This is a genomic window from Pseudomonas sp. GM74, assembly GCF_000282455.1.
GTDB lineage: Bacteria > Pseudomonadota > Gammaproteobacteria > Pseudomonadales > Pseudomonadaceae > Aquipseudomonas.
Window position 1 is genome coordinate 1 of record NZ_AKJG01000162.1, and the last position, 20824, is coordinate 20824.

General features: G+C 59.3%; 21 protein-coding genes. 11 read left to right on the forward strand and 10 right to left on the reverse strand.

The window, feature by feature from the left end; all coding sequences use genetic code 11:
- The 5 genes from PMI34_RS01520 to dksA form a co-directional block, all read right to left on the reverse strand.
- The coding region (locus PMI34_RS01520) for a response regulator (RefSeq protein WP_008053884.1) at positions 1 to 462 on the reverse strand (462 nt) is incomplete at its 3' end.
- Positions 463 to 484: 22 nt separating this feature from the next.
- Positions 485 to 3439 carry a sensor histidine kinase gene (locus PMI34_RS01515; protein WP_008053886.1) on the reverse strand — a complete coding sequence of 985 codons (2955 nt, stop codon included), beginning with the start codon at positions 3437 to 3439 and terminating at the stop codon, positions 485 to 487.
- Positions 3423 to 3599: a hypothetical protein gene (locus tag PMI34_RS28635; RefSeq protein WP_003176118.1), complete on the reverse strand. Its 177-nt coding sequence runs from the start codon at positions 3597 to 3599 to the stop codon at positions 3423 to 3425. The genes PMI34_RS01515 and PMI34_RS28635 overlap by 17 nt, the downstream gene beginning before the upstream one ends.
- 77 nt (positions 3600 to 3676) lie before the next feature.
- Positions 3677 to 4573, reverse strand: coding sequence for a tRNA glutamyl-Q(34) synthetase GluQRS (gluQRS, locus tag PMI34_RS01505; RefSeq protein WP_008053888.1), 897 nt, complete (start codon positions 4571 to 4573; stop codon positions 3677 to 3679).
- Between the two features lie 203 nt (positions 4574 to 4776).
- Positions 4777 to 5217, reverse strand: a complete 441-nt coding sequence (gene dksA / locus PMI34_RS01500) for an RNA polymerase-binding protein DksA (RefSeq protein ID WP_008053890.1) — start codon at positions 5215 to 5217, stop codon at positions 4777 to 4779.
- 333 nt (positions 5218 to 5550) lie between these two features.
- On the opposite strand from dksA, the gene PMI34_RS01495 reads away from it, so the two are divergent.
- Complete coding sequence (locus PMI34_RS01495; protein ID WP_008053892.1) at positions 5551 to 6723, forward strand: pyridoxal phosphate-dependent aminotransferase; 1173 nt, start codon at positions 5551 to 5553, stop codon at positions 6721 to 6723.
- Positions 6723 to 7436: a DNA/RNA nuclease SfsA gene (sfsA, locus tag PMI34_RS01490; protein WP_008053894.1), complete on the forward strand. Its 714-nt coding sequence runs from the start codon at positions 6723 to 6725 to the stop codon at positions 7434 to 7436. Before PMI34_RS01495 ends, sfsA begins: the two co-directional genes overlap by 1 nt.
- Here the strand turns inward: sfsA and PMI34_RS01485 are convergent.
- The 5 genes from PMI34_RS01485 to PMI34_RS01470 form a co-directional block, all read right to left on the reverse strand.
- The gene (locus PMI34_RS01485) at positions 7433 to 7750 is read right to left on the reverse strand and encodes a Rieske (2Fe-2S) protein (RefSeq protein ID WP_008053896.1); all 318 of its coding nucleotides are present in this window, start codon (positions 7748 to 7750) and stop codon (positions 7433 to 7435) included. The two genes, sfsA and PMI34_RS01485, sit on opposite strands and share 4 nt — an antisense overlap.
- 100 nt (positions 7751 to 7850) lie before the next feature.
- Positions 7851 to 8081 carry a hypothetical protein gene (locus tag PMI34_RS28885; protein ID WP_157222742.1) on the reverse strand — a complete coding sequence of 77 codons (231 nt, stop codon included), beginning with the start codon at positions 8079 to 8081 and terminating at the stop codon, positions 7851 to 7853.
- 122 nt (positions 8082 to 8203) lie between these two features.
- Complete coding sequence (locus PMI34_RS01480) at positions 8204 to 8476, reverse strand: TfoX/Sxy family protein (protein WP_008053897.1); 273 nt, start codon at positions 8474 to 8476, stop codon at positions 8204 to 8206.
- A 247-nt stretch (positions 8477 to 8723) separates the two neighbouring features.
- Complete coding sequence (locus PMI34_RS01475) at positions 8724 to 9068, reverse strand: pentapeptide repeat-containing protein (RefSeq protein WP_008053898.1); 345 nt, start codon at positions 9066 to 9068, stop codon at positions 8724 to 8726.
- A gap of 91 nt (positions 9069 to 9159) precedes the next feature.
- Positions 9160 to 10716 (reverse strand): bifunctional aminoglycoside phosphotransferase/ATP-binding protein, encoded by a 1557-nt coding sequence (locus PMI34_RS01470; RefSeq protein WP_008053899.1) that lies wholly within the window; start codon positions 10714 to 10716, stop codon positions 9160 to 9162.
- A gap of 116 nt (positions 10717 to 10832) precedes the next feature.
- Between PMI34_RS01470 and mrcB the strand changes: the two genes are divergently transcribed.
- The 9 genes from mrcB to msrQ all read left to right on the forward strand — a co-directional run bounded on the left by mrcB (position 10833) and on the right by msrQ (position 20695).
- Positions 10833 to 13151 carry a penicillin-binding protein 1B gene (gene mrcB, locus PMI34_RS01465; protein ID WP_008053900.1) on the forward strand — a complete coding sequence of 773 codons (2319 nt, stop codon included), beginning with the start codon at positions 10833 to 10835 and terminating at the stop codon, positions 13149 to 13151.
- A gap of 16 nt (positions 13152 to 13167) precedes the next feature.
- Positions 13168 to 13905 carry a hypothetical protein gene (locus PMI34_RS01460; protein WP_008053901.1) on the forward strand — a complete coding sequence of 246 codons (738 nt, stop codon included), beginning with the start codon at positions 13168 to 13170 and terminating at the stop codon, positions 13903 to 13905.
- Positions 13905 to 14240, forward strand: a complete 336-nt coding sequence (locus tag PMI34_RS01455; protein ID WP_008053902.1) for a YqcC family protein — start codon at positions 13905 to 13907, stop codon at positions 14238 to 14240. Before PMI34_RS01460 ends, PMI34_RS01455 begins: the two co-directional genes overlap by 1 nt.
- A gap of 483 nt (positions 14241 to 14723) precedes the next feature.
- Positions 14724 to 16448, forward strand: a complete 1725-nt coding sequence (locus PMI34_RS01450) for an acetolactate synthase 3 large subunit (protein ID WP_008053903.1) — start codon at positions 14724 to 14726, stop codon at positions 16446 to 16448.
- A 2-nt stretch (positions 16449 to 16450) separates the two neighbouring features.
- On the forward strand, positions 16451 to 16942 hold the full coding sequence (gene ilvN, locus PMI34_RS01445; RefSeq protein ID WP_003205610.1) for an acetolactate synthase small subunit: 492 nt from the start codon (positions 16451 to 16453) through the stop codon (positions 16940 to 16942).
- Positions 16943 to 16987: 45 nt separating this feature from the next.
- The gene (gene ilvC, locus PMI34_RS01440; RefSeq protein ID WP_003228216.1) at positions 16988 to 18004 is read left to right on the forward strand and encodes a ketol-acid reductoisomerase; all 1017 of its coding nucleotides are present in this window, start codon (positions 16988 to 16990) and stop codon (positions 18002 to 18004) included.
- Positions 18005 to 18148: 144 nt separating this feature from the next.
- Positions 18149 to 19003, forward strand: coding sequence for a CDP-diacylglycerol--serine O-phosphatidyltransferase (pssA, locus tag PMI34_RS01435; protein WP_008053905.1), 855 nt, complete (start codon positions 18149 to 18151; stop codon positions 19001 to 19003).
- Between the two features lie 58 nt (positions 19004 to 19061).
- On the forward strand, positions 19062 to 20075 hold the full coding sequence (gene msrP, locus PMI34_RS01430; protein WP_008053907.1) for a protein-methionine-sulfoxide reductase catalytic subunit MsrP: 1014 nt from the start codon (positions 19062 to 19064) through the stop codon (positions 20073 to 20075).
- Positions 20075 to 20695, forward strand: coding sequence for a protein-methionine-sulfoxide reductase heme-binding subunit MsrQ (gene msrQ, locus PMI34_RS01425; protein WP_008053909.1), 621 nt, complete (start codon positions 20075 to 20077; stop codon positions 20693 to 20695). The genes msrP and msrQ overlap by 1 nt, the downstream gene beginning before the upstream one ends.
- Positions 20696 to 20824: the final 129 nt, after the last annotated feature.

A 20824-nucleotide genomic window follows, 5' to 3' on the forward strand; every position in this document is an offset into this window, starting at 1 on the left:
CGGCGGGCGGGAGCCGATGATGCCGATTTCACCGTTGCTGTTGTCGGTACCGGATTTCGCCGCGCCATTGGCGGCTTTGCCGGTAACCGCTTCACCGCCGGCTTGTACCGTTTGTCGGTCGCGCAGGATTCGTGCGGCCGCTTGCAGCATTTCGTCATGGTCGAATGGCTTGGCAATGTAGTCCACCGCGCCCATTTTCATCGAGTCGACCGCCGAGCGCAGGCTGGCATAGCTGGTCATGATCAGCACCGGCGTGCCCTGGGCAAGCTTGATCAGCTCCGTGCCAGGCGCGCCCGGCAGGCGCAGGTCACTGATGATCAGGTCGAACGAGGGAATGGTGAAGCGTTCTTGTGCTTCCTGCACTGATCCGGCTTCGCTGACCTGGTACTGGTTACGTTCCAGCAGGCGGCGCAAGGCGGAGCGGATAATGGTTTCGTCTTCGACGATCAAAATGTGCGGCATTGATTCGATACTCTCGACGGTCTCAGTTCACAGCGGACGTCGCTTCGACATGACGCGGCAAGGTAACCCTGATTCGGGTGCCGCGTTGGCTTTGAACATCAGCCGGGCTGTCGATGGTGATTTGTCCATAATGCTCTTCAACGATGGAATAGACCAGTGCAAGGCCCAGACCGGTGCCTTCGCCAGGGTCCTTGGTGGTGAAGAAAGGTTCGAACAATCGGTCCATGATGCTCGACGGAATACCGCTGCCTTCGTCTTCCACGATCAGATCGACCGTGTGTTCGCCGGCTTCGCTCTTGACCCGTACCGCACTGCCGGGAGGCGAGGCGTCACGGGCGTTTGAAAGCAGGTTGATCAATACCTGGGCCAACCGTTGCGGGTCGCCTTCGACCCAGTGTTCGGGGTCGCACAGGTTGTAGAACTGCACTTCGAAATTGCGTCGGTTCAGGGCCAGCAAACCGATGGCATCCTGAGCCACTTCGGCCAGACAGACGGGCTCGTCGCTGTGCTGATGGCTGCCGGCATGGGCAAAGCTCATCAGCGACTGGACGATGCGCGACACGCGTTTGGTCTGTTCGAGGATCTGGCCACTGATTTCCTTCAGCTCGCCGTCTTCTTCGCGTTCTTCGCGCAGGTTCTGCGCCAGGCACGCGATACCGGTGATCGGGTTGCCGATTTCATGGGCCACGCCGGCCGCCAGTCGACCGATGCTGGCCAGGCGCTCGGAATGCACCAGTTTGTCCTCGAGCATCTGGGTTTCGGTCAGGTCTTCCACCAGCAACACCAGGCCACTGTTGCCCGGCGCGAGGGGTTCGTCGATCGCCGCTTTGTGCAGGTTCAACCAGCGTGTCTGGCCGTCGAGGGCCAGATGCTGTTTGTGCAAGTGCTCGTCCGGCAGATTGATGAAGCCCTGCAGCAGGTCTTTCCATGGGTCGGCAATGGTACTCAGGCGCGAACCGACCACGCGCTGCGCGGCGATGCCGGTGAGCTCCTCCATGGCTTTGTTCCACATGAGGATCTCTTGATCCTTGGCCAGCGAGCAAACGCCCATCGGCAATTCCTGCAGGGTCTGGCGGTGGTAGCGGCGCAGGGCATCGAGCTCGGCGGCCAGGCCGGTCAGGCGCGAGTGGTAATCCTCGAGACGGCTTTCGATGAAGTGAATGTCCTCGGTGACGTAATTTTCGCCACCAGCCTTGTACGGCAGGAAGGTCTCGACCATGTCCTGGGCCACGCTCGGGCCCATCAGGCCGGAGAGGTTGGCCTCGATGCGGTCACGCAAGCGGCGCAGGGCATAGGGTCGGCGTTCGTCGAAGGGTAGATAGAGGTCGCGCAGGGCCTGTTCGACTTCTTTCTGTGCGGCTTTTGCACCCAGTGGCTTGGCCAGTTGCGTGGCGAACTCCTGGGGCGAGGCGGCGTGCAGTTCCCGACGTTGCGGGCGGCGAACGTTATCCACGGCGCAGGCTTCGGCAGCGCTGGCCTCTTCGGTGCTGGCGTTGGTGAACAACGAGATCAGGGTGAACATCAGCACGTTGGCCGCCAGCGAGGCAATCGCCGCCATGTGCCAGCTGGTGTCGTCCAGCACATAGATCATGTTCAGCAGCGGAATGTAGAAGCCTTGCAGGTTACCGACCAGCGGCAACAGCATGGTCACCAGCCACACCAGGATCCCCGCCAGCAAGCCGGCTATGAAGCCGCGACGGTTGGCGGTCGGCCAATACAGGACCGAGAGCACGCCCGGCAGGAACTGCAGCGTGGCGACGAAAGCGACAATGCCGAGGTTGGCCAGGTCCTGCTCGGCACCGAGCATCAGGTAGAAGCCGTAGCCGGCCATGATGATCGCGACAATCAGCGCCCGGCGGGTCCACTTCAGCCAGCGGTATATGTTGCCTTCGGCCGGAGGCTGGTACAGCGGCAGCACCAGGTGGTTCAAGGCCATCCCGGACAGCGCCAGCGTGGTGACGATGATCAGGCCACTCGCGGCGGACAGCCCGCCGACATAGGCCAGCAAGGCCAAAGCCTTGCTGTTGGCGGCGATGCCGATGCCCAGAGTGAAGTATTCCGGGTTGGTGGTGGCGCCGAGCTTCAGGCCGGCCCAGAGAATCAGCGGCACTGCCAGGCTCATCAGCAGCAGGAACAGCGGCAGGCCCCAGCTCGCACTGACCAGCGAGCGCGGGTTGAGGTTCTCGGTAAAGGTCATGTGATACATGTGCGGCATCACGATCGCCGAGGCGAAGAACACCAGCAGCAGCGTACGCCACGGGCCTTCCTGCAACGGCGTGTGCAGGGCAGCAAGCGCGGTCTGGTTTTGCAGCAGCCACAGTTCAAGCTGTTGCGGGCCATCGAATACGCCGTAAAGCGCATACAACCCGACACCGCCCAGGGCGATCAGCTTGATCACCGACTCGAAGGCAATCGCGAACACCAGGCCTTCATGCTTTTCGCGGGTGGCGATGTGGCGGGAGCCGAAGAAAATCGTGAACAGCGTAATCAGTGCGCAGAAGCTCAGGGCCACGCGATGCTGTACCGGCTCTTGGGTGAGGATGCTGATGGAGTCGGCGACTGCCTGAATCTGCAAGGCCAGCAGCGGCAGTACGCCGACCAGCATGAAAATCGTGGTCAGCGCACCGGCCCAGGTACTGCGGAAGCGGAAGGCAAACAGGTCCGCCAGCGACGACAGTTGATAAGTGCGGGTGATCTTCAGGATCGGGTAGAGCAGCACCGGCGCCAACAGGAATGCCCCGGAAACCCCCAGGTAGCTGGACAGAAAGCCGTAGCCGTACTGATAGGCCAGGCCCACGGTGCCGTAAAACGCCCAGGCACTGGCATAGACGCCCAGTGACAGGGTGTAAGTCAGCGGGTGGCGAATGATCGCCCGGGGAATCATGCCCCGTTCGCTGATCCAGGCCACACCGAACAGCACCGCCAGGTACGCGGCGCTGATCAGGATCATCTGGGTCAGGCTAAAGCTCATCGGCATCTTTTTGGCTCTGCAGGATGAAGGTCACGACGATCAGAATCAGCCAGAGCAGATAAGGGCGATACCAGGCGCCAGTGGCGTCGATCCACCAATCCATGATGGCCGGGGAAAACAGGTAGATCCCAACTACCAAAAGCAGGACCAAGCGATAGATGTACATCCCGGCCTCTCTTTTTTATGCGCGTGCCCGAAAACGTGCGGCGATGGTAACGGATGGGCGCGCCACTGCAAGTGCGATCACAATAGCTGTGCCTCGGGCAGGGTCAGTGTGCGCGGGATCAGCGAGGCATCCCAGTGGGCAATGCCCCAATTCAGCACTTCCCGTGGCGTGGCGTATGTCAGTTCGGTTCCAGGGTTCTGTCCCAGTGCCCGTAGCGCCCGCAGTAGCAGGGGCGTTGCCTGATCCTCGGTCAACGGTGGCGAGCGGTAGGATTTCCCGAGTTTATGGCCATCAGGCTGAGTAATCAGCGGGATATGCAGATAACGCGGTTGCGGCAGGCCGAGCAGTTCTTGCAGGTACAGCTGGCGGGGCGTGGAGTCCAGCAGGTCGGCACCCCGAACGATATCGGTGATGCCCTGCCAGGCATCGTCCAGGACCACGGCCAGTTGATAGGCGTAGAGCCCGTCGCGACGGCGGATCACGAAATCGCCGACATCCCGGCCCAGATGTTGGCGGTATTGGCCCTGCACCCTGTCGATGAAGTGGTATTCCAGTTCCGGTACGCGCAGGCGAATGGCGGCATCATCGGCGCCATGGCCGGCATTGCGGCACAGCCCCGGATAAATCCCGTGATACGGTTCCAGCTGTTTGCGCGAACAGGTGCAGGCGTAGGCCAGGCCTTGATGGAACAGGCGATTGAGCACCTCGGCGTAGGCATCGTGCCGCCCGCTTTGGCGAACCAGCTCGCCATCCCACTCGAAGCCATAGCTTTCCAGGGCCTTGAGAATGGCCGCCTGGGCACCGGGTTCCTCGCGGGGTGGATCAAGGTCTTCCATGCGCATCAGCCAGCGTCCGCCCACCGAGCGTGCATCAAGGTAAGAGGCCAGCGCTGCGACCAGAGAACCGAAATGCAAATGGCCACTGGGCGTAGGGGCGAAGCGCCCGATGTAGGTGGATGAGGCGATGGCAGTCATAAGGGCAGTGTTACTTTTTCCAGGCTTGCGCTAACCACCTTGTGGGAGCGGGCTTGCTCGCGAAGAGGCCATCAGCCTCAACATCAATATAGGCTGACGCACCGCTTTCGCGAGCAAGCCCGCTCCCACAGGTTTGCTGCTGAGGCGAATTTTAGAAACAAAAACGGAGCGTTCGCACGCTCCGTTCTTCGTTCAAGTCGCAATTATTTGCCGACTTGCTTTTCCTTGATTTCCGCCAGGGTCTTGCAGTCGATGCACAGGTCGGCGGTAGGGCGCGCTTCGAGGCGCTTGACGCCAATCTCGATGCCGCAGGATTCACACCAGCCGTACTCTTCGTCTTCGATCAACTGAAGTGTCTTGTCGATCTTCTTGATCAACTTGCGTTCACGATCGCGGGCACGCAGTTCGAGGGCGAATTCCTCTTCCTGGCTGGCACGGTCTGCCGGATCAGGAAAGTTGGCTGCTTCGTCCTTCATGTGGTCCACGGTCTTGTCGACACCTTCCATCAGCTCTTTCTTCCACTGATTCAGGACCTTGGTGAAGTGCTTGCGCATGGGCTCGCCCATGTACTCTTCGCCGGTTTTCTGAACATAGGGCTCGAAGCCGCTGATCGTCTGGTTTTGCTGCTTTGCTTGGGTGGACATGAAATAGACCGCCTCTACTCTTGTAATCCATCTGCGCAGGATTGCTCCATCACCGACACCTGCCGGCCCTGCGGCTGCAAGCGGGCGAACTTACCAGATCAATTCGGGCCGCGCTACTCCCGGATGTCGAGCTCGCGGCACATGGTGCTTGCGAATGATGACAAACCGTTGTCTGGTGGCTCTGGAACCCTGCTCAATTATTGATTTTAGCCAAACCTTGCGCGCGCGCTTGAGTCGTTTGTGATCGGGGCTACAAGGCCTCTGACCGCTTTAGGTTCTCGCTCGTTCCTGAGCTTGGGTAGAATCGGTTTTTTTTCCGTTGAAGGAAGGCCAATGGCTCAGTCCTACAGTGCCCGCAGTCGCGCGATCGAACCTTTCCATGTCATGGCGCTGTTGGCGCGGGCCAATGAATTGCAGGCGGCCGGCCACGATGTGATCCACCTGGAAATCGGCGAGCCGGACTTCACCACCGCCGAACCGATCATCCAGGCCGGCCAGGCTGCGCTGACAGCGGGGAAGACCCGTTACACCGCCGCGCGCGGCATTCCGGAGTTGCGTGAGGCCATTTCGGGCTTTTATCAGCAGCGTTACGGTTTGAGCATCGACCCGCGGCGCATCCTCATCACACCCGGCGGCTCCGGCGCGTTGCTGCTGGCCAGCGCTTTGCTGGTCGACCCTGGTAAACACTGGCTGCTGGCGGATCCAGGGTATCCCTGTAACCGGCATTTCCTGCGACTGGTTGAAGGCGCGGCACAACTGGTGCCGGTGGGTCCGGATGTGCGTTATCAATTGACGCCTGGCCTGATCGAGCGTCATTGGGACCACGACAGCGTCGGCGCATTGGTGGCGTCGCCAGCCAATCCGACCGGCACGATCCTGACCCGTGACGAGCTGGCGAAGCTGTCTGTCGCGATCAAGGAGCGCCACGGTCATCTGGTGGTCGACGAGATTTATCACGGCCTGACCTACGGCACCGATGCGGCCAGCGTGCTGGAAGTCGACGACAGTGCATTCGTTCTGAACAGTTTTTCGAAGTATTTCGGGATGACCGGTTGGCGGCTCGGATGGCTGGTGGCCCCCGACGCGGCCGTCGGTGAGTTGGAAAAGCTCGCCCAGAACCTCTACATCAGTGCACCAAGCATGGCGCAGTACGCTGCGTTGGCCTGTTTCGAGCCGGCAACCATCAGCATTCTCGAAGAGCGCCGCGCCGAATTTGGCCGGCGTCGGGACTACCTGCTGCCGGCCTTGCGTGAATTGGGCTTCGGCATTGCCGTGGAGCCGGAAGGGGCGTTCTACTTGTACGCTGATATCAGCAAGTTCGGCGGCGATGCCTTCGCGTTCTGTAAGCATTTTCTCGAAACCGAACATGTGGCATTCACCCCGGGGCTGGACTTCGGGCGTTATCAGGCCGGACATCATGTGCGGTTCGCCTACACGCAAAATCTCGAGCGTTTGCAGGAGGCGGTCGAGCGCATTGCCCGTGGGTTGCGGAGCTGGCAAGGCTGATGCGTTTTCATCCTCCCCTCGAAGAAGGGCGTCTGATCCGACGTTACAAGCGTTTTCTCGCTGATATTGAAACCGTTGGCGGCGAGTTGCTGACCATTCACTGCCCGAACACAGGCTCGATGCTCAATTGTCAGGTCGAAGGCGGGCAGGTCTGGTTCAGTCGCTCCAATGACCCCAAGCGCAAGTTGCCCGGCACCTGGGAGGTCGGTGAAACCCCGCAAGGGCGGCTGTTTTGCGTGAACACCGCCCGCGCCAACGGTTTGATCGAAGAGGCGCTGCGGGCGGGTGTCATTACCGAGCTGAACGGGTTTACCGGGCTCAAGCGCGAAGTGGCTTATGGTCAGGAAAACAGTCGTATCGATTTTTGCCTGGATTATCCCGACGGGCCGGCCTATGTCGAAGTCAAAAGCGTGACCCTGGGCTTCGACGGTACGGCGGTGGCGGCGTTTCCCGATGCGGTCACCCAGCGTGGCGCCAAGCATCTGCGGGAGCTGGCGCACTTGGCCAGGGACGGTATTCGCGCGGTGCAGTTGTACTGTGTTTGCCTGACCGACATCCAGGCCGTGCGCCCGGCGCAAGAAATCGATCCGGCTTATGCACAGGCCTTGCGTGAGGCGATTGCCTGTGGGGTCGAGGTGTTGGCTTACGGTGTGCGGTTGAGCCACGAAGAAGTGCTGGTCGACCGGCGCCTGGACGTGTTGCCGGGTGGCTAAAGGCTGATCCAGACCCCTTGTTCATCCTCGCGGCAGGCCACGCGGGTCAAGGTTTGCCCCGCGCAAGGGCCGGCGACGCATTCACCGTCTTCGATCAGGAACAGTGCGCCATGGGTGGCGCACTGGATCAGGCTGTTGCTGGGGTCGAGAAACTGGTCGGGATGCCACTCCAGGGCAACGCCCCGGTGCGGGCAGCGGTTGAGGTAGACATAAACCTGCCCGCTGCGGCGCACTGCAAAAAACTTTTGGCCATCGATGTCGAACCCGCGGCTGCTGTCATTGACCAGCTCGGCACCTGCGCAAAGCAACTTCATGTCTATCCTCGGTCCCGCGGCTCGTGACCGGATATGTCCGGGCTTGAGGGTTAAATGCTATCAAATGGCTGCCTTGCCCGTCGGGTACAAGTGCCTGTCGTCAAGGATACTTGGCCTGTTGCTTCGATGCCCGGGAATCCTTTGAAGTTAGGCGTTTATGCGCCTGATCATCCATCGCCGCATCCTGGCAGTACTTTTCCACAGGCAAAAAAAGACCCGGCAAGAGCCGGGTCAAATAACCGTGATTAGCCTGATGAGGAGATAATCCGAGAGTCCGAACCAAGGGCTTTTCAGAATATCGACCAGTCTCGCGACCAGTTGTGATAATCATATCGATTCTCATTACCAAGTCAACCGCTGTTTTTCGAATTCTTTGCGATTCGCCGGATTTGTGTCTGCAGGCCTCGTAATCATTGGGTTTCAGGCTGCAAAGCTTCAGAAATATTTATCGGATCAATTCTTGTGGCGTGTAGAGATGGCTTCCAGTTGTTTGTTCAGGGCTTCCTTGCGCTCGGCTGGAATATCGTTCCAGTGAACGTCCATCAGGGCGCCTTCAATTGCGTACAACAACACCTTTGACGCCCGAAAACCGCGCGTGCGCACGGCTCGATAAGCATCCACCGCCCCGAGGCGACGCAAGTCCGAAGCGCTATGGATGCCCACGGCATGCAGCCATTGCGCTGACGTCTTGCCAAGATTCTTCAGGTGTTGCAGTTCATCATTCATCAAGCCTCCTTGCGATGGCCGAATGGAGAGCGTGGGCAATCTTCTGAGGAGTGTAGTCATCAGCAGGAAAAGCGTGATTGTTTGCTCGTTTACGACGCAAATGCTTCTAAGAAACGAGTATTGGCAGTGCGTGAACAAGTCTATGAGCGCAAGAGAAAGAGGCGGGGAAGAATCTGGAAATCAAGGGCGAACATCCCCGCACTCCAGCGCAACGAGAGGCGCCGGACGTGTCAGTCGGTGACGATGATCAGCGGGTGCGATAGCGCAATCGCGTGCCGAAGTTCATCGACATCAGGATTTCGTCGGCACTGAGTTCCACCGGAAAGTACGTACCGGAGATCTGCGCGTGAGCCAGGCTCGCGCCTTCCAGGTTCGCCTTGCGAAAATCGATGCCACGCAAGTCAGCTGAACGGAAGTAGGCGTCGCTGAAATCCACACCGTCGGCATTCAGCTCGCGCAGGTCCAGCCCCCGGAAATCTCCACCCACCATGTCGATGGGGCCATCCTTGGGGCGTTCACTGTTGAAGCCTTTGATGTCGTCTTTGTGCAGCAGGGCATATAGCGGTGTGTCGAGAAGTTTAGGCTGGCTCATGTCGCATCACCTGATGGTTTTATGACGCCAGTGTAGTGCCACTATTTGACGGTCGTGAAGCCAGTGGGGACCTCACGACCGAAATAGTTTCTTACAGGCCTGGCAGGCGCTGGCGAATCTGTTCCACAACGGTATCGAGCGTGCCGCTTTCATTGGTCTGGACGCGTTTGCTGCAGAGAATTTCCGCGGGTGTCAGCGCTTCACGGCTGGCTTGCTGGGCGGCGATAACAGCCAGGGTGGCGTCGGATGGGTCTTTCTTATCTGCCTGGCGCATGGCCAGCCAGCTTTCGATCACGGCCTGTGGCGCATTGCAGTCGAGGATCAGGAAGGGTGCGCCCGTGGCTTCGGCCACTTTTGCGGCACTGTCACGCTGATCACACTTGAGGTAAGTGGCGTCGACCACCACCGGGAAGCCCGCGCGCAGAATGACGTCGGCGATTTCGTGCAGGCGGGCATAGGTCGCCGCGCTGGCGTCGGCGCTATAGATGCCGGCCTGTACATCATTCTCGACGGTCTGCTCGCCGAACAGGCGCTTGCGCTCGACATCGGAACGCAGGCGAATCGCGCCCAGGGCTTCGACCAGGCGCATGGCGACATGGCTCTTGCCGACAGCGGAAACACCGTGGGTAATGGCCATGAAGCGCGAAGGAATGGTGCTGTAGCTTTCCGCCAGGTTGGCGTAGTTGCGGTACTGGCGCAGGGTCGTGGCGCGCTGCACCGCAGTGGCGTCGGCCGGCATGCTGAACAGGGCAACCTTGGCGCGAACCAGTGCGCGGTAGGCTTTGTAGAAGTTCAACAGTTCGAGGCCGCGATAGTCGCCGGTCAGCTCCAGGTACTGGCTGATGAAGCGACGTGCCAGGCACTTCAGGCCGCGATCTTCCAGGTCCATCGCCAGGAAACCGGTGTCGGCATAAACGTCGGTAAAGCGAAACGGTTCGTTGAATTCGATGCAGTCGAAGATCACGACCTTGCCGTCGATCACGGTGGCGTTACCCAGGTGGATGTCGCCGTGGCATTCACGAATGAAACCTTCGGCCTTGCGCTGGGCGAGCAGCGGCTTGAGGCGCTCGAAGCTGCTTTCGGCCCAGGCTTGCAGGGCCTCGAGTTGCAACAGGTCGGCCTTGTCGCTGAGGAACGGACGGATCTGTTCGAAGTTCTGCCGCACCGGCGCCATGACGCTTTCCGGGGTGCCTGCTTCGTGCCCGGCCGGCACTTTCGGTGCGTTGAGGTGGAAACGGGCGATTTGCTCGGCCATTTCGTCGATGTGCGCGGTGGTCAGTTCGCCATTGGCTTGCAAGGTGCTGAGCAAGCCGGTTTGCGGGAACTGGCGCATCTTCAGTACGTACTCGATGGCCGGGCCTTCGCCGCCCAGTTGCGGGGCTTCGGCGCTGCCGGTGACGGGCAGCACTTCGAGGTACAGATCGTCGGTCAGGCGCTGATTCAGGCGCAGCTCTTCAGTGCAAAAGTGTTCGCGAGCCTCAAGGCTGGTGAAGTCGAGAAAACCGAAATTGACCGGCTTCTTCACTTTATAGGCATAGGGGCCGGTGAGCAGTACCCAGGAAATATGGGTCTCGATGACCTGGAATCCCTCTACAGGATGCGGGTAGAGGGCAGGGTTTTGCAGGGCAGCGATCAGGGACTGGCTCACAGGCGATCCTTCAGAGTCTGGGAAATTCAAGGCCGTCATTATGGCTGCAAGTCCGCTTGACGCAAACCTCGGAGCGCTCCTGTTGAGGATGAATAAAGTGCGTATAATCCGCCGCCATGACTCGTACTCGAACTCCCCGCACCCCGAAAAAACCACCCTCCAGGGGCCTGCGCCCGTGGCTGGGCTGGGCCATTAAACTCAGTCTGGTCGCCCTTGTGGTGCTGGCCGGATTCGCCGTTTACCTTGATGCAATCGTCCAGGAGAAGTTCTCCGGCAAGCGCTGGACGATTCCGGCCAAGGTTTACGCACGTCCGCTCGAGCTGTTCGTCGGACAAAAGCTGAGCCGGGATGATTTCCTGACCGAGCTCGATGCCCTGGGCTATCGCCGTGAAAGCGTGGCCAATGGTCCGGGCGCGGCGTCGGTCAACGGCAATACCGTTGACCTGAACACCCGTGGCTTCCAGTTCTATGAAGGCATGGAGCAAGCGCAACCGGTGCGGGTGCGTTTCTCCGGCGATTACGTGGCCGAGCTGGCGGGGGCAAAGGGCTCGAAACTGTCGGTGGTGCGCCTGGAGCCGCTGCTGATCGGTGGCCTGTACCCGAAAAACCTCGAAGACCGGATTCTGATCAAGATCGATCAGGTGCCGCCGTACCTGCTTGAAACGCTGGTGGCGGTCGAGGATCGCGATTTTTATCATCACTTTGGTGTTTCGCCGAAGTCGATCGCCCGAGCGATCTGGGTCAACGGTTCATCCGGTCGCATGCGTCAGGGCGGCAGTACCCTGACTCAGCAATTGGTCAAGAACTTCTACCTGACCAACGAGCGCAGCCTGAGCCGCAAGCTCACCGAAGCGATGATGGCGCTGCTGCTTGAACTGCATTACGACAAGCCCGAAATCCTTGAGGCTTACCTCAACGAAGTGTTTATCGGGCAGGACGGCCAGCGCGCGGTGCACGGCTTCGGTCTGGCCAGCCAGTTCTTCTTCAGTCAGCCGCTGGCCGAACTCAAGCTGCATCAGGTCGCGCTGCTGGTGGGCATGGTCAAGGGGCCTTCTTCCTATAACCCCCGTCGTTATCCGGAGCGTGCCCTCGAACGACGCAACCTGGTACTCGATGTGCTGCAAGAGCAGGGCGTTGCGACTGCCGAGCAGGTTGAGGCGGCGAAGAAAATGCCGCTGGGCGTGACCAAGCGCGGCAGTCTGGCGGACAGCTCGTTCCCCGGCTTCCTCGATCTGGTCAAGCGTCAGTTGCGCGAAGACTATCGCGACGAAGACTTGACCGAGGAAGGGCTGCGCATTTTCACCAGTTTCGACCCGATCCTGCAGATGAAGGCTGAAGCCTCGGTCAATGACACCTTCAAGCGCCTGGCAGGGCGCAAGGGCTCCGATGACGTCGAAGCGGCAATGGTCGTGACCAACCCGGAGACCGGCGAAGTACAAGCCATGATCGGCAGTCGCCAGGCCAGTTTTGCCGGGTTCAACCGGGCGCTGGATGCGGTGCGGCCGATCGGCTCGCTGATCAAGCCGGCGGTGTACCTGACCGCGCTGGAGAAGCCCAGCCAGTACACATTGACCAGTTGGCTGTCGGACGAATCCTTTTCGGTCAAAGGCGCGGATGGTCAGGTCTGGAAACCGCAGAACTATGATCGTCGCTCCCACGGCACCGTCTTCCTCTATCAAGGCCTGGCGCATTCCTACAACCTGTCGACCGCGCGTCTCGGTTTGGCGGTCGGTGTGCCGAATGTCCTGAAGACGGTGGAGCGCCTGGGTGTGACGCGTGAATTCCCGGCCTTCCCGTCGATGTTGCTCGGCGCTGGCGGCATGACGCCGATCGAAGTCGCGACCATGTACCAGACCCTCGCCAACGGCGGCTTCAATACGCCGATGCGCGGGATTCGTAGCGTGCTGACTGCCGAGGGCGAGCCGCTCAAGCGTTATCCGTTCCAGATTCAGCAGCGTTTCGATCCGGCCTCCATTTACCTGATCCAGAGCGCCATGCAGCGGGTGATGCGTGAAGGTACGGGCAGCTCGGTCTATAACGTGCTGCCAAGGACCCTGACCCTGGCGGGCAAGACCGGTACCAGTAACGACTCGCGGGACAGCTGGTTTGCCGGTTTCAGCCAGGACTTGCTGGCGGTGGTCTGGCTGGGTCGCGACGACAACGGCAAGACGCCATTCACCGGCGCCACCGGGGCCTTGCAGGTCTGGACCAGTTTCATGCGCAAGGCCGACCCGTTGCCGCTGGACATGCCGCAACCGGATAATATCGTTCAGGCCTGGGTTGATTCGCGAACCGGGCAGGGTTCTGACGCCGGTTGCCCGGGTGCCGTGCAGATGCCGTATATTCGCGGCAGCGAACCGCCTCCCGGCGCCGCTTGCGGTGGTGAAAACCCTGCCGAGTCGGTGATGGATTGGGTCAAGGGCTGGATGAATTAAGCAAAGAGGGTTTCAAGTGAACAAGTGGTTGATTCCAGCGGTTGCCGCCGTAGCTTTGCTCAGCGGTTGTTCTAGCGTTCAACGTGGCTCGATTCCGGTGGTGGATTCCGGCACCGCCGTGTCCAACAGTGAGCGGATCTCGGCCAATGGCGGCTTCCGTCAGACGACCGTCAAGCGCCCTGCGCAAGGTCAGTCGCAAACCCGGGCGATCCCGCAGGGTGACAGCGGCGTAGTGGTGATGGTGCCAGGCGCGGCAACGACTTCGACGCCAATCAGCACCACGCCGATTACTCCAGGTCCGATCACGCCGGGGCCGATTGACACGTCGCCGGTCCAATCGGCGCCGATCAATCAGGGCAGCTACAGCATGCCGTCGTCGCCAAGCGGGATTCCATCGGCCAGTTCGGGCGGGCTTTCTGCCGACGAGCAGCTGGACGGCCCGGTATTGGCTTTGCTGACCACAGCTCAACAGCAACAGGCGAGCGGTGATCTCAACGGTGCCTCCTCCAGCCTCGAACGCGCCCAGCGCGTTGCCCCGCGTGAGCCGCAGGTACTTTACCGTCTGGCGCAGGTGCGCATGGCTCAGGGCGATGCCGCCCAGGCCGAGCAGTTCGCTCGCCGTGGGCTGACCCTTGCCAATGGCCGTCCAGCCCTTCAGGCCAACTTGTGGGAGCTGATTGGCCAGGCGCGCGAAAAGCAGGGGGATTCCCAGGGCGCGGCATTGGCTCGTCAGAAGGCCAAGGTAACGCTGTGATGGATTCGCGCTTTCTGAAAATCGCCGATCAACTGTTGTTGATCGAGCGCGAGCTGCGGGCGCAAGGGTGGTGGGATGAAGTCCCGCCCTCTGCCGAAGCGCTTTCCAGTGTCGAGCCGTTTTCGGTCGATACACTGGATTTCGAGCAATGGCTGCAATGGATCTTCCTGCCACGCATGAAGATGATCCTCGAGCAGGATTTGCCGCTACCCAATGCTTCGGGCATTCAGGAAATGGCTGAAATGGTCTTTGCCGGGCGCAATGTCCAGGGCAAGGATCGGCAGTTGCAGGTATTGCTCAAGCAGTTTGATCAGTTGATCACAGCAACTCGCTGAGCCAGAAGCTGCCAGCGCCCGTTGGCAGTTGTTCACAATATCTCTTTATTTTGTCGGCCATTGCAGGGTAAGTGCATGCGCGTGCCAATTTTTTGCCAAAAGTTGCGCAATCGAAGCTAACACAGGGCTGATTTACGGGTTTTTTCTTGCGTTCTCATGTGCTTAGTAGAATAAAGCACATAGACGACTTGACTTGCGAAGGACGAAACAGAAGAATCCAAAGTCCGCTGTACAGGGACTGCCAGAAGCAGACCCTCTCAGCAGATCATGAGGCGCATATCCGCGTCGACCTGTTACACCCGCAACGCGTTACCTCGCGCTGGGTGGGAAAGCCCCGCAACACTTGGGACGATCCCAATACTTGCTCAGTCAGTGCTGACGTAGTCGGCGACCACCGTCGCTCATGCTCTGCCGAGAAGTAAACCTATTAAGACCCGTCCCATTTTTCGTGGGCGGTATTCTGGCGTTTTAGAGGTGAGCAACGTGGAGCTTTTATCTGGCGGTGAGATGCTCGTCCGCTTCTTGCGTGACGAAGGCGTCAAATATATCTACGGGTACCCGGGTGGTGCTCTTCTTCATGTCTACGATGCCCTGTTCAAAGAACCGGAAGTGACCCATATCCTGGTTCGTCACGAGCAAGCGGCTACCCATATGGCTGACGGCTACGCCCGTGCCACCGGTAAAGCCGGTGTGGTACTGGTGACTTCCGGTCCTGGCGCTACAAACGCCATTACCGGTATTGCCACCGCCTACATGGACTCCATTCCGATGGTGATCATCTCCGGTCAGGTGCCTAGCACCATGGTCGGCACCGATGCGTTCCAGGAAACCGACATGATCGGTATCTCCCGGCCGATCGTGAAGCACAGCTTCATGATCAAGCACGCGTCGGAAATCCCGGAAGTCATGAAGAAGGCGTTCTACCTGGCGCAATCCGGTCGTCCTGGCCCGGTCGTTGTCGATATCCCGAAAGACATGACCAACCCGGCCGAGAAGTTCGAATACGTCTTCCCGAAAAAAGCCAAGTTGCGCTCCTACAGCCCGGCTGTTCGCGGTCACTCCGGTCAAATCCGCAAGGCGGCAGAAATGCTCCTGGCGGCCAAGCGTCCTGTGTTGTACTCGGGCGGCGGCGTGATCCTGGGCGGTGGTTCCGCACCACTGACCGAACTGGCGAAGATGCTCAACCTGCCAGTGACCAATACCCTGATGGGCCTCGGTGGCTTCCCTGGCACCGACCGTCAGTTCATCGGCATGCTCGGCATGCACGGCAGCTACACCGCCAACCTGGCGATGCACCATGCTGACGTGATCCTCGCCGTCGGCGCACGTTTCGACGACCGTGTCATCAACGGCGCGTCGAAGTTCTGCCCGAACGCCAAGATCATTCACATCGACATCGACCCGGCTTCGATCTCCAAGACCATCAAGGCCGACGTGCCTATCGTGGGTCCGGTTGAGAGTGTCCTGACCGAAATGGTCGCGATCCTCAAGGAAATCGGCGAGACCCCGAACAAGGAGTCCGTTGCCAGCTGGTGGAAGCAGGTTGACGAGTGGCGCGGTGATCGCGGTCTGTTCCCGTATGACAAGGGTGACGGCAGCAAGATCAAGCCGCAGACCGTGATCGAAACCCTGTGCGAAGTGACCAATGGCGACGCCTTTGTGACCTCCGACGTGGGCCAGCACCAGATGTTTGCCGCGCAGTACTACAAGTTCAACAAGCCGAACCGCTGGATCAACTCCGGTGGCCTGGGCACCATGGGCTTCGGTTTCCCGGCGGCCATGGGCATTCAGTTGAGCTATCCGGATGCCGACGTCGCCTGTGTGACGGGCGAAGGCAGTATCCAGATGAACATCCAGGAGCTGTCCACCTGCCTGCAGTACGGTTTGCCGGTGAAAATCGTCATCCTGAACAACGGCGTGCTGGGTATGGTTCGTCAGTGGCAGGACATGAGCTACGGCAGCCGTCACTCGCACTCCTACATGGAATCGTTGCCTGACTTCGTCAAGCTGGCTGAAGCCTATGGTCACGTTGGCGTGCGCATCACTGAATCGAAAGATTTGAAGTCGAAGATGGAAGAAGCGTTCGCCATGAAAGATCGCCTGGTGGTGATCGATATTTCGGTCGATACCAGCGAGCACGTCTACCCGATGCAGATCAAAGACGGCTCCATGCGCGATATGTGGCTGAGCAAGACGGAGCGTACCTAATCATGCGGCACATTATTTCCTTGCTTCTGGAAAACGAACCTGGCGCTCTGTCTCGTGTGGTTGGCCTGTTCTCGCAACGCAACTACAACATCGAAAGCCTGACCGTGGCGCCAACCGAGGACCCGACCCTGTCGCGTCTGACGCTGACCACCGTCGGTCACGATGAAATCATCGAGCAGATCACCAAGAACCTGAACAAGCTGATCGAAGTGGTAAAACTGGTCGACCTGTCGGAGAGTGCTCACATCGAGCGTGAACTGATGCTGGTCAAGGTCAAGGCCACCGGCGCACAGCGTGCCGAGATCAAGCGCACTACCGATATTTACCGTGGACAGATCGTCGATGTCAGCGCCAGCGTGTATACCGTTCAACTGACCGGTACCAGCGACAAGCTCGACAGCTTCATTCAGTCCATCGGCACCGCCTCGATTCTGGAAACCGTCCGTAGTGGCGTGACCGGCATTGCCCGCGGCGACAAAGTACTCAGCATCTAAACCAAATTAGCGAACGGCCTGAACGGCCTGATATAGGGGAAATTCATGAAAGTTTTCTACGATAAAGACTGCGACCTGTCGATCATCCAGGGCAAGAAAGTTGCCATCATCGGTTACGGTTCCCAGGGCCACGCACAAGCGTGCAACCTGAAAGACTCCGGCGTTGACGTGACTGTTGGCCTGCGTAAAGGTTCGGCTACCGTTGCCAAGGCTGAAGCCCATGGCCTGAAAGTGACCGACGTTGCTTCTGCCGTTGCAGCTGCCGACCTGGTCATGATCCTGACCCCGGACGAGTTCCAGTCCTCCCTGTACAAGAACGAAATCGAGCCGAACATCAAGAAAGGCGCCACCCTGGCCTTCTCCCACGGCTTCGCGATCCACTACAACCAGGTTGTGCCGCGCGCTGACCTCGACGTGATCATGATCGCGCCGAAGGCCCCGGGCCACACCGTACGTTCCGAGTTCGTGAAGGGCGGCGGTATCCCTGATCTGATCGCTATCTACCAGGACGCCTCGGGCAACGCCAAGAACGTCGCTCTGTCCTACGCTGCCGGCGTTGGCGGCGGTCGTACCGGCATCATCGAAACCACCTTCAAGGACGAGACTGAAACCGACCTGTTCGGCGAACAAGCCGTTCTGTGCGGCGGTACCGTTGAGCTGGTCAAGGCCGGTTTCGAAACCCTGGTTGAAGCTGGCTACGCGCCGGAAATGGCCTACTTCGAGTGCCTGCACGAACTGAAACTGATCGTTGACCTCATGTACGAAGGCGGTATCGCCAACATGAACTACTCGATCTCCAACAACGCCGAATACGGCGAGTACGTGACCGGCCCGGAAGTGATCAACGCCGAATCCCGTCAGGCCATGCGCAACGCCCTGAAACGTATTCAGGACGGCGAATACGCCAAGATGTTCATCAGCGAAGGCGCTACCGGCTATCCTTCGATGACCGCCAAGCGTCGTAACAACGCCGCTCACGGTATCGAAATCATCGGCGAGCAACTGCGCTCCATGATGCCGTGGATCGGTGCCAACAAGATCGTCGACAAAGCTAAAAACTAAGTCACGCGCTTGTGCGAAAAACGCGGCTTAGGCCGCGTTTTTTCGTTTGGGGGGCCGGTTCTGGTATAAAGCTGCATCGTTTGCGGCCGAACCGTCGTCCCAGACACCTGTCCAAACTTTCCACCCCGTTGCAAGGTAATGTCCATGAGCGAACGCCCCGAAGAGCCAAGCCAGGCTTCTGACGCCGAAAGCCTGTTGCCCATCGATGAACATGTCGAGGAAGGGCATGACGCTGAAGGTCGTAAAGTCCGGCATCGTGGTATCTATCTTCTGCCGAATCTATTCACCACTGCGAACCTGTTCGCAGGGTTCTATTCCATCATCAACTCGATGAGCGCCCAGGCGGCCCTGAGTGCCGGTGACTCGGCCAATGCGAGCAAGTATTTCGCGTTCGCGGCCATCGCGATCTTTGTCGCCATGGTGCTCGATGGTCTTGATGGGCGCGTGGCTCGCATGACCAATACCCAGAGCGCCTTTGGTGCCGAGTACGACTCGCTGTCGGACATGGTTGCCTTTGGTGTTGCCCCGGCATTGCTGGCCTTCGGTTGGGCCTTGGGTGACATGGGCAAGGTTGGCTGGATGGTCGCCTTCATCTATGTCGCGGGCGCTGCGTTGCGCCTTGCGCGCTTCAACACCCAGGTCGGCACCGCGGACAAGCGCTACTTCATCGGTCTGGCCAGTCCTGCCGCTGCGGGTGTGGTTGCAGGTATCGTCTGGGCGTTCAGTGACTACGGCATCCAGGGTTCCAAGATGTCCTTCCTGGTTGCGCTGATGGTGGCGGCGGCCGGCATGCTGATGGTCAGCAACATCAAGTACAACAGCTTCAAGGAGCTGGACTTGAAGGGGCGAGTGCCTTTCGTGGCGATTCTCGCCGTGGTGCTGGTGTTCGCAGTGGTGTTCAGTGACCCGCCGCGCATCCTGCTGCTGGTGTTTCTCGCCTATGCAGCCTCCGGCCCGATTCAATACCTGTTACGTCTTCGCCGTAACAAGAGCGCGTAATTTCCCTCATACTCCGCAGTCTATGGGTGCATCTGTCCTCCAAAGCTGCGGAGTAACCATGCTGATCAAAGTCTCCAGGGCGTCCGACTGCCATGAGTCGGACGTCACGCCTGAATCCCTCTATTTATCTCGACGCAAAGTGCTCGGCGCCACGGTTGCCGGCTTCGCTCTGGGCAGCCTTGCGCCATGGGCCAACGCTGGCGATGCCGCGCGTTACCCGGATGTCGAGCCCGGCAAGGCGCCTGCCTGGTTCAGCGAAAAACTTCCGGCCACCCAGTGGGGCGTGGTCAGCGTCAAGGATGAGGCAATCACACCCTTCAAGGACGCAACTCACTACAACAACTTCTACGAGTTCGGCACCGAGAAAGGCGATCCGGCAGCCAATGCCGGCACGCTGAAGACGGAACCGTGGTCGGTGGTGGTGGACGGGGAGGTGGGCAAGCCCGGGCGGTATGCGCTTGAAGACTTCATGAAGCCGTATCAGCTAGAGGAAAGAATCTACCGTTTGCGCTGTGTGGAAGCCTGGTCGATGGTCATTCCCTGGATCGGCTTTCCCCTCTCGGCCTTGCTCAAGGAAGTCGAGCCGACCTCGAAAGCCAGATTCATCCGCTTCGAAACCCTGCAGGATCCCAAAAGCATGCCGGGTCAGCGCTCCGGCTTTGCCTTGATCGACTGGCCCTATGTGGAAGGGTTGCGACTGGATGAAGCGATGAACCCGTTGGCGATTCTTGCTGTAGGCATGTACGGGCGTGAGTTGCCTAATCAAAACGGTGCGCCCCTGCGTTTGGTGGTGCCCTGGAAATATGGCTTCAAGAGCATCAAGTCCATCGTGCGCATCAGTCTGGTCAATGAGCAGCCAAAGACTACCTGGCAGAGTATTGCGGCGGACGAGTATGGCTTCTACGCCAATGTGAACCCGACTGTTGACCATCCGCGCTGGACGCAGGCGCGTGAGCGGCGTTTGCCGAGTGGTCTGTTCAAGCCGAATGTACGTGACACGCAAATGTTCAATGGCTACGCGGATGAAGTTGCTTCTCTATATACAGGGCTCGATCTGCGGAAGAACTACTGATGCGATATCCGCTTTGGCGTGCAGGAGTTTTTTTAGCTGCGATGGTGTGGCCGCTCCTGTGGTTGTATCAGGCTTGGGAAGATGTGCTGGGGCCTGATCCCGGCAAGGTGCTGGTTGACCGGTTGGGATTGGGGGCGCTTGTTCTGTTGCTCATTGCATTGAGCATTACACCGCTGCACAAGCTCATTGGTTGGGCGGGGTGGATTGTTGTCCGGCGGCAATTGGGTCTTTGGTGCTTCGCTTATGTGGTCCTGCATTTGAGCGCCTATTTGGCATTCATTCTGGGGTTTGACTGGTCGCAGCTGGGTGTCGAGTTGCGCAAGCGGCCTTACATTATTGTCGGGGTGCTGGGTTTTCTTGGTTTGCTGGCATTGGCGGTGACTTCCAATCGATACAGTCAGCGACGATTGGGTTCCCGCTGGAAGAAGTTGCATCGCCTGGCTTATGTCATTCTCGGGCTTGGATTACTGCATATGCTCTGGATTGTGCGTGCCGACCTTAAGGAATGGGTGATCTATGCATCCATAGGGGCATTGCTGCTAGTGCTGCGGCTACCGCCTTTGGCTCGTCGAATCCCGCGTCTGATGGCTAAAAAGGACTCTTCTGCCAAAAAGGCGTAAATAGTGGTTGACGGCAGGTTCTGGAGGCCTATAATTCGCCCCACTTCCGGCGCAGTCGAAACGGAAAACTCCTTGGTAAACAACGAGTTACGCAGTTTTCGGCAGTGGGTTGCTTCAGTTCATCGAAGC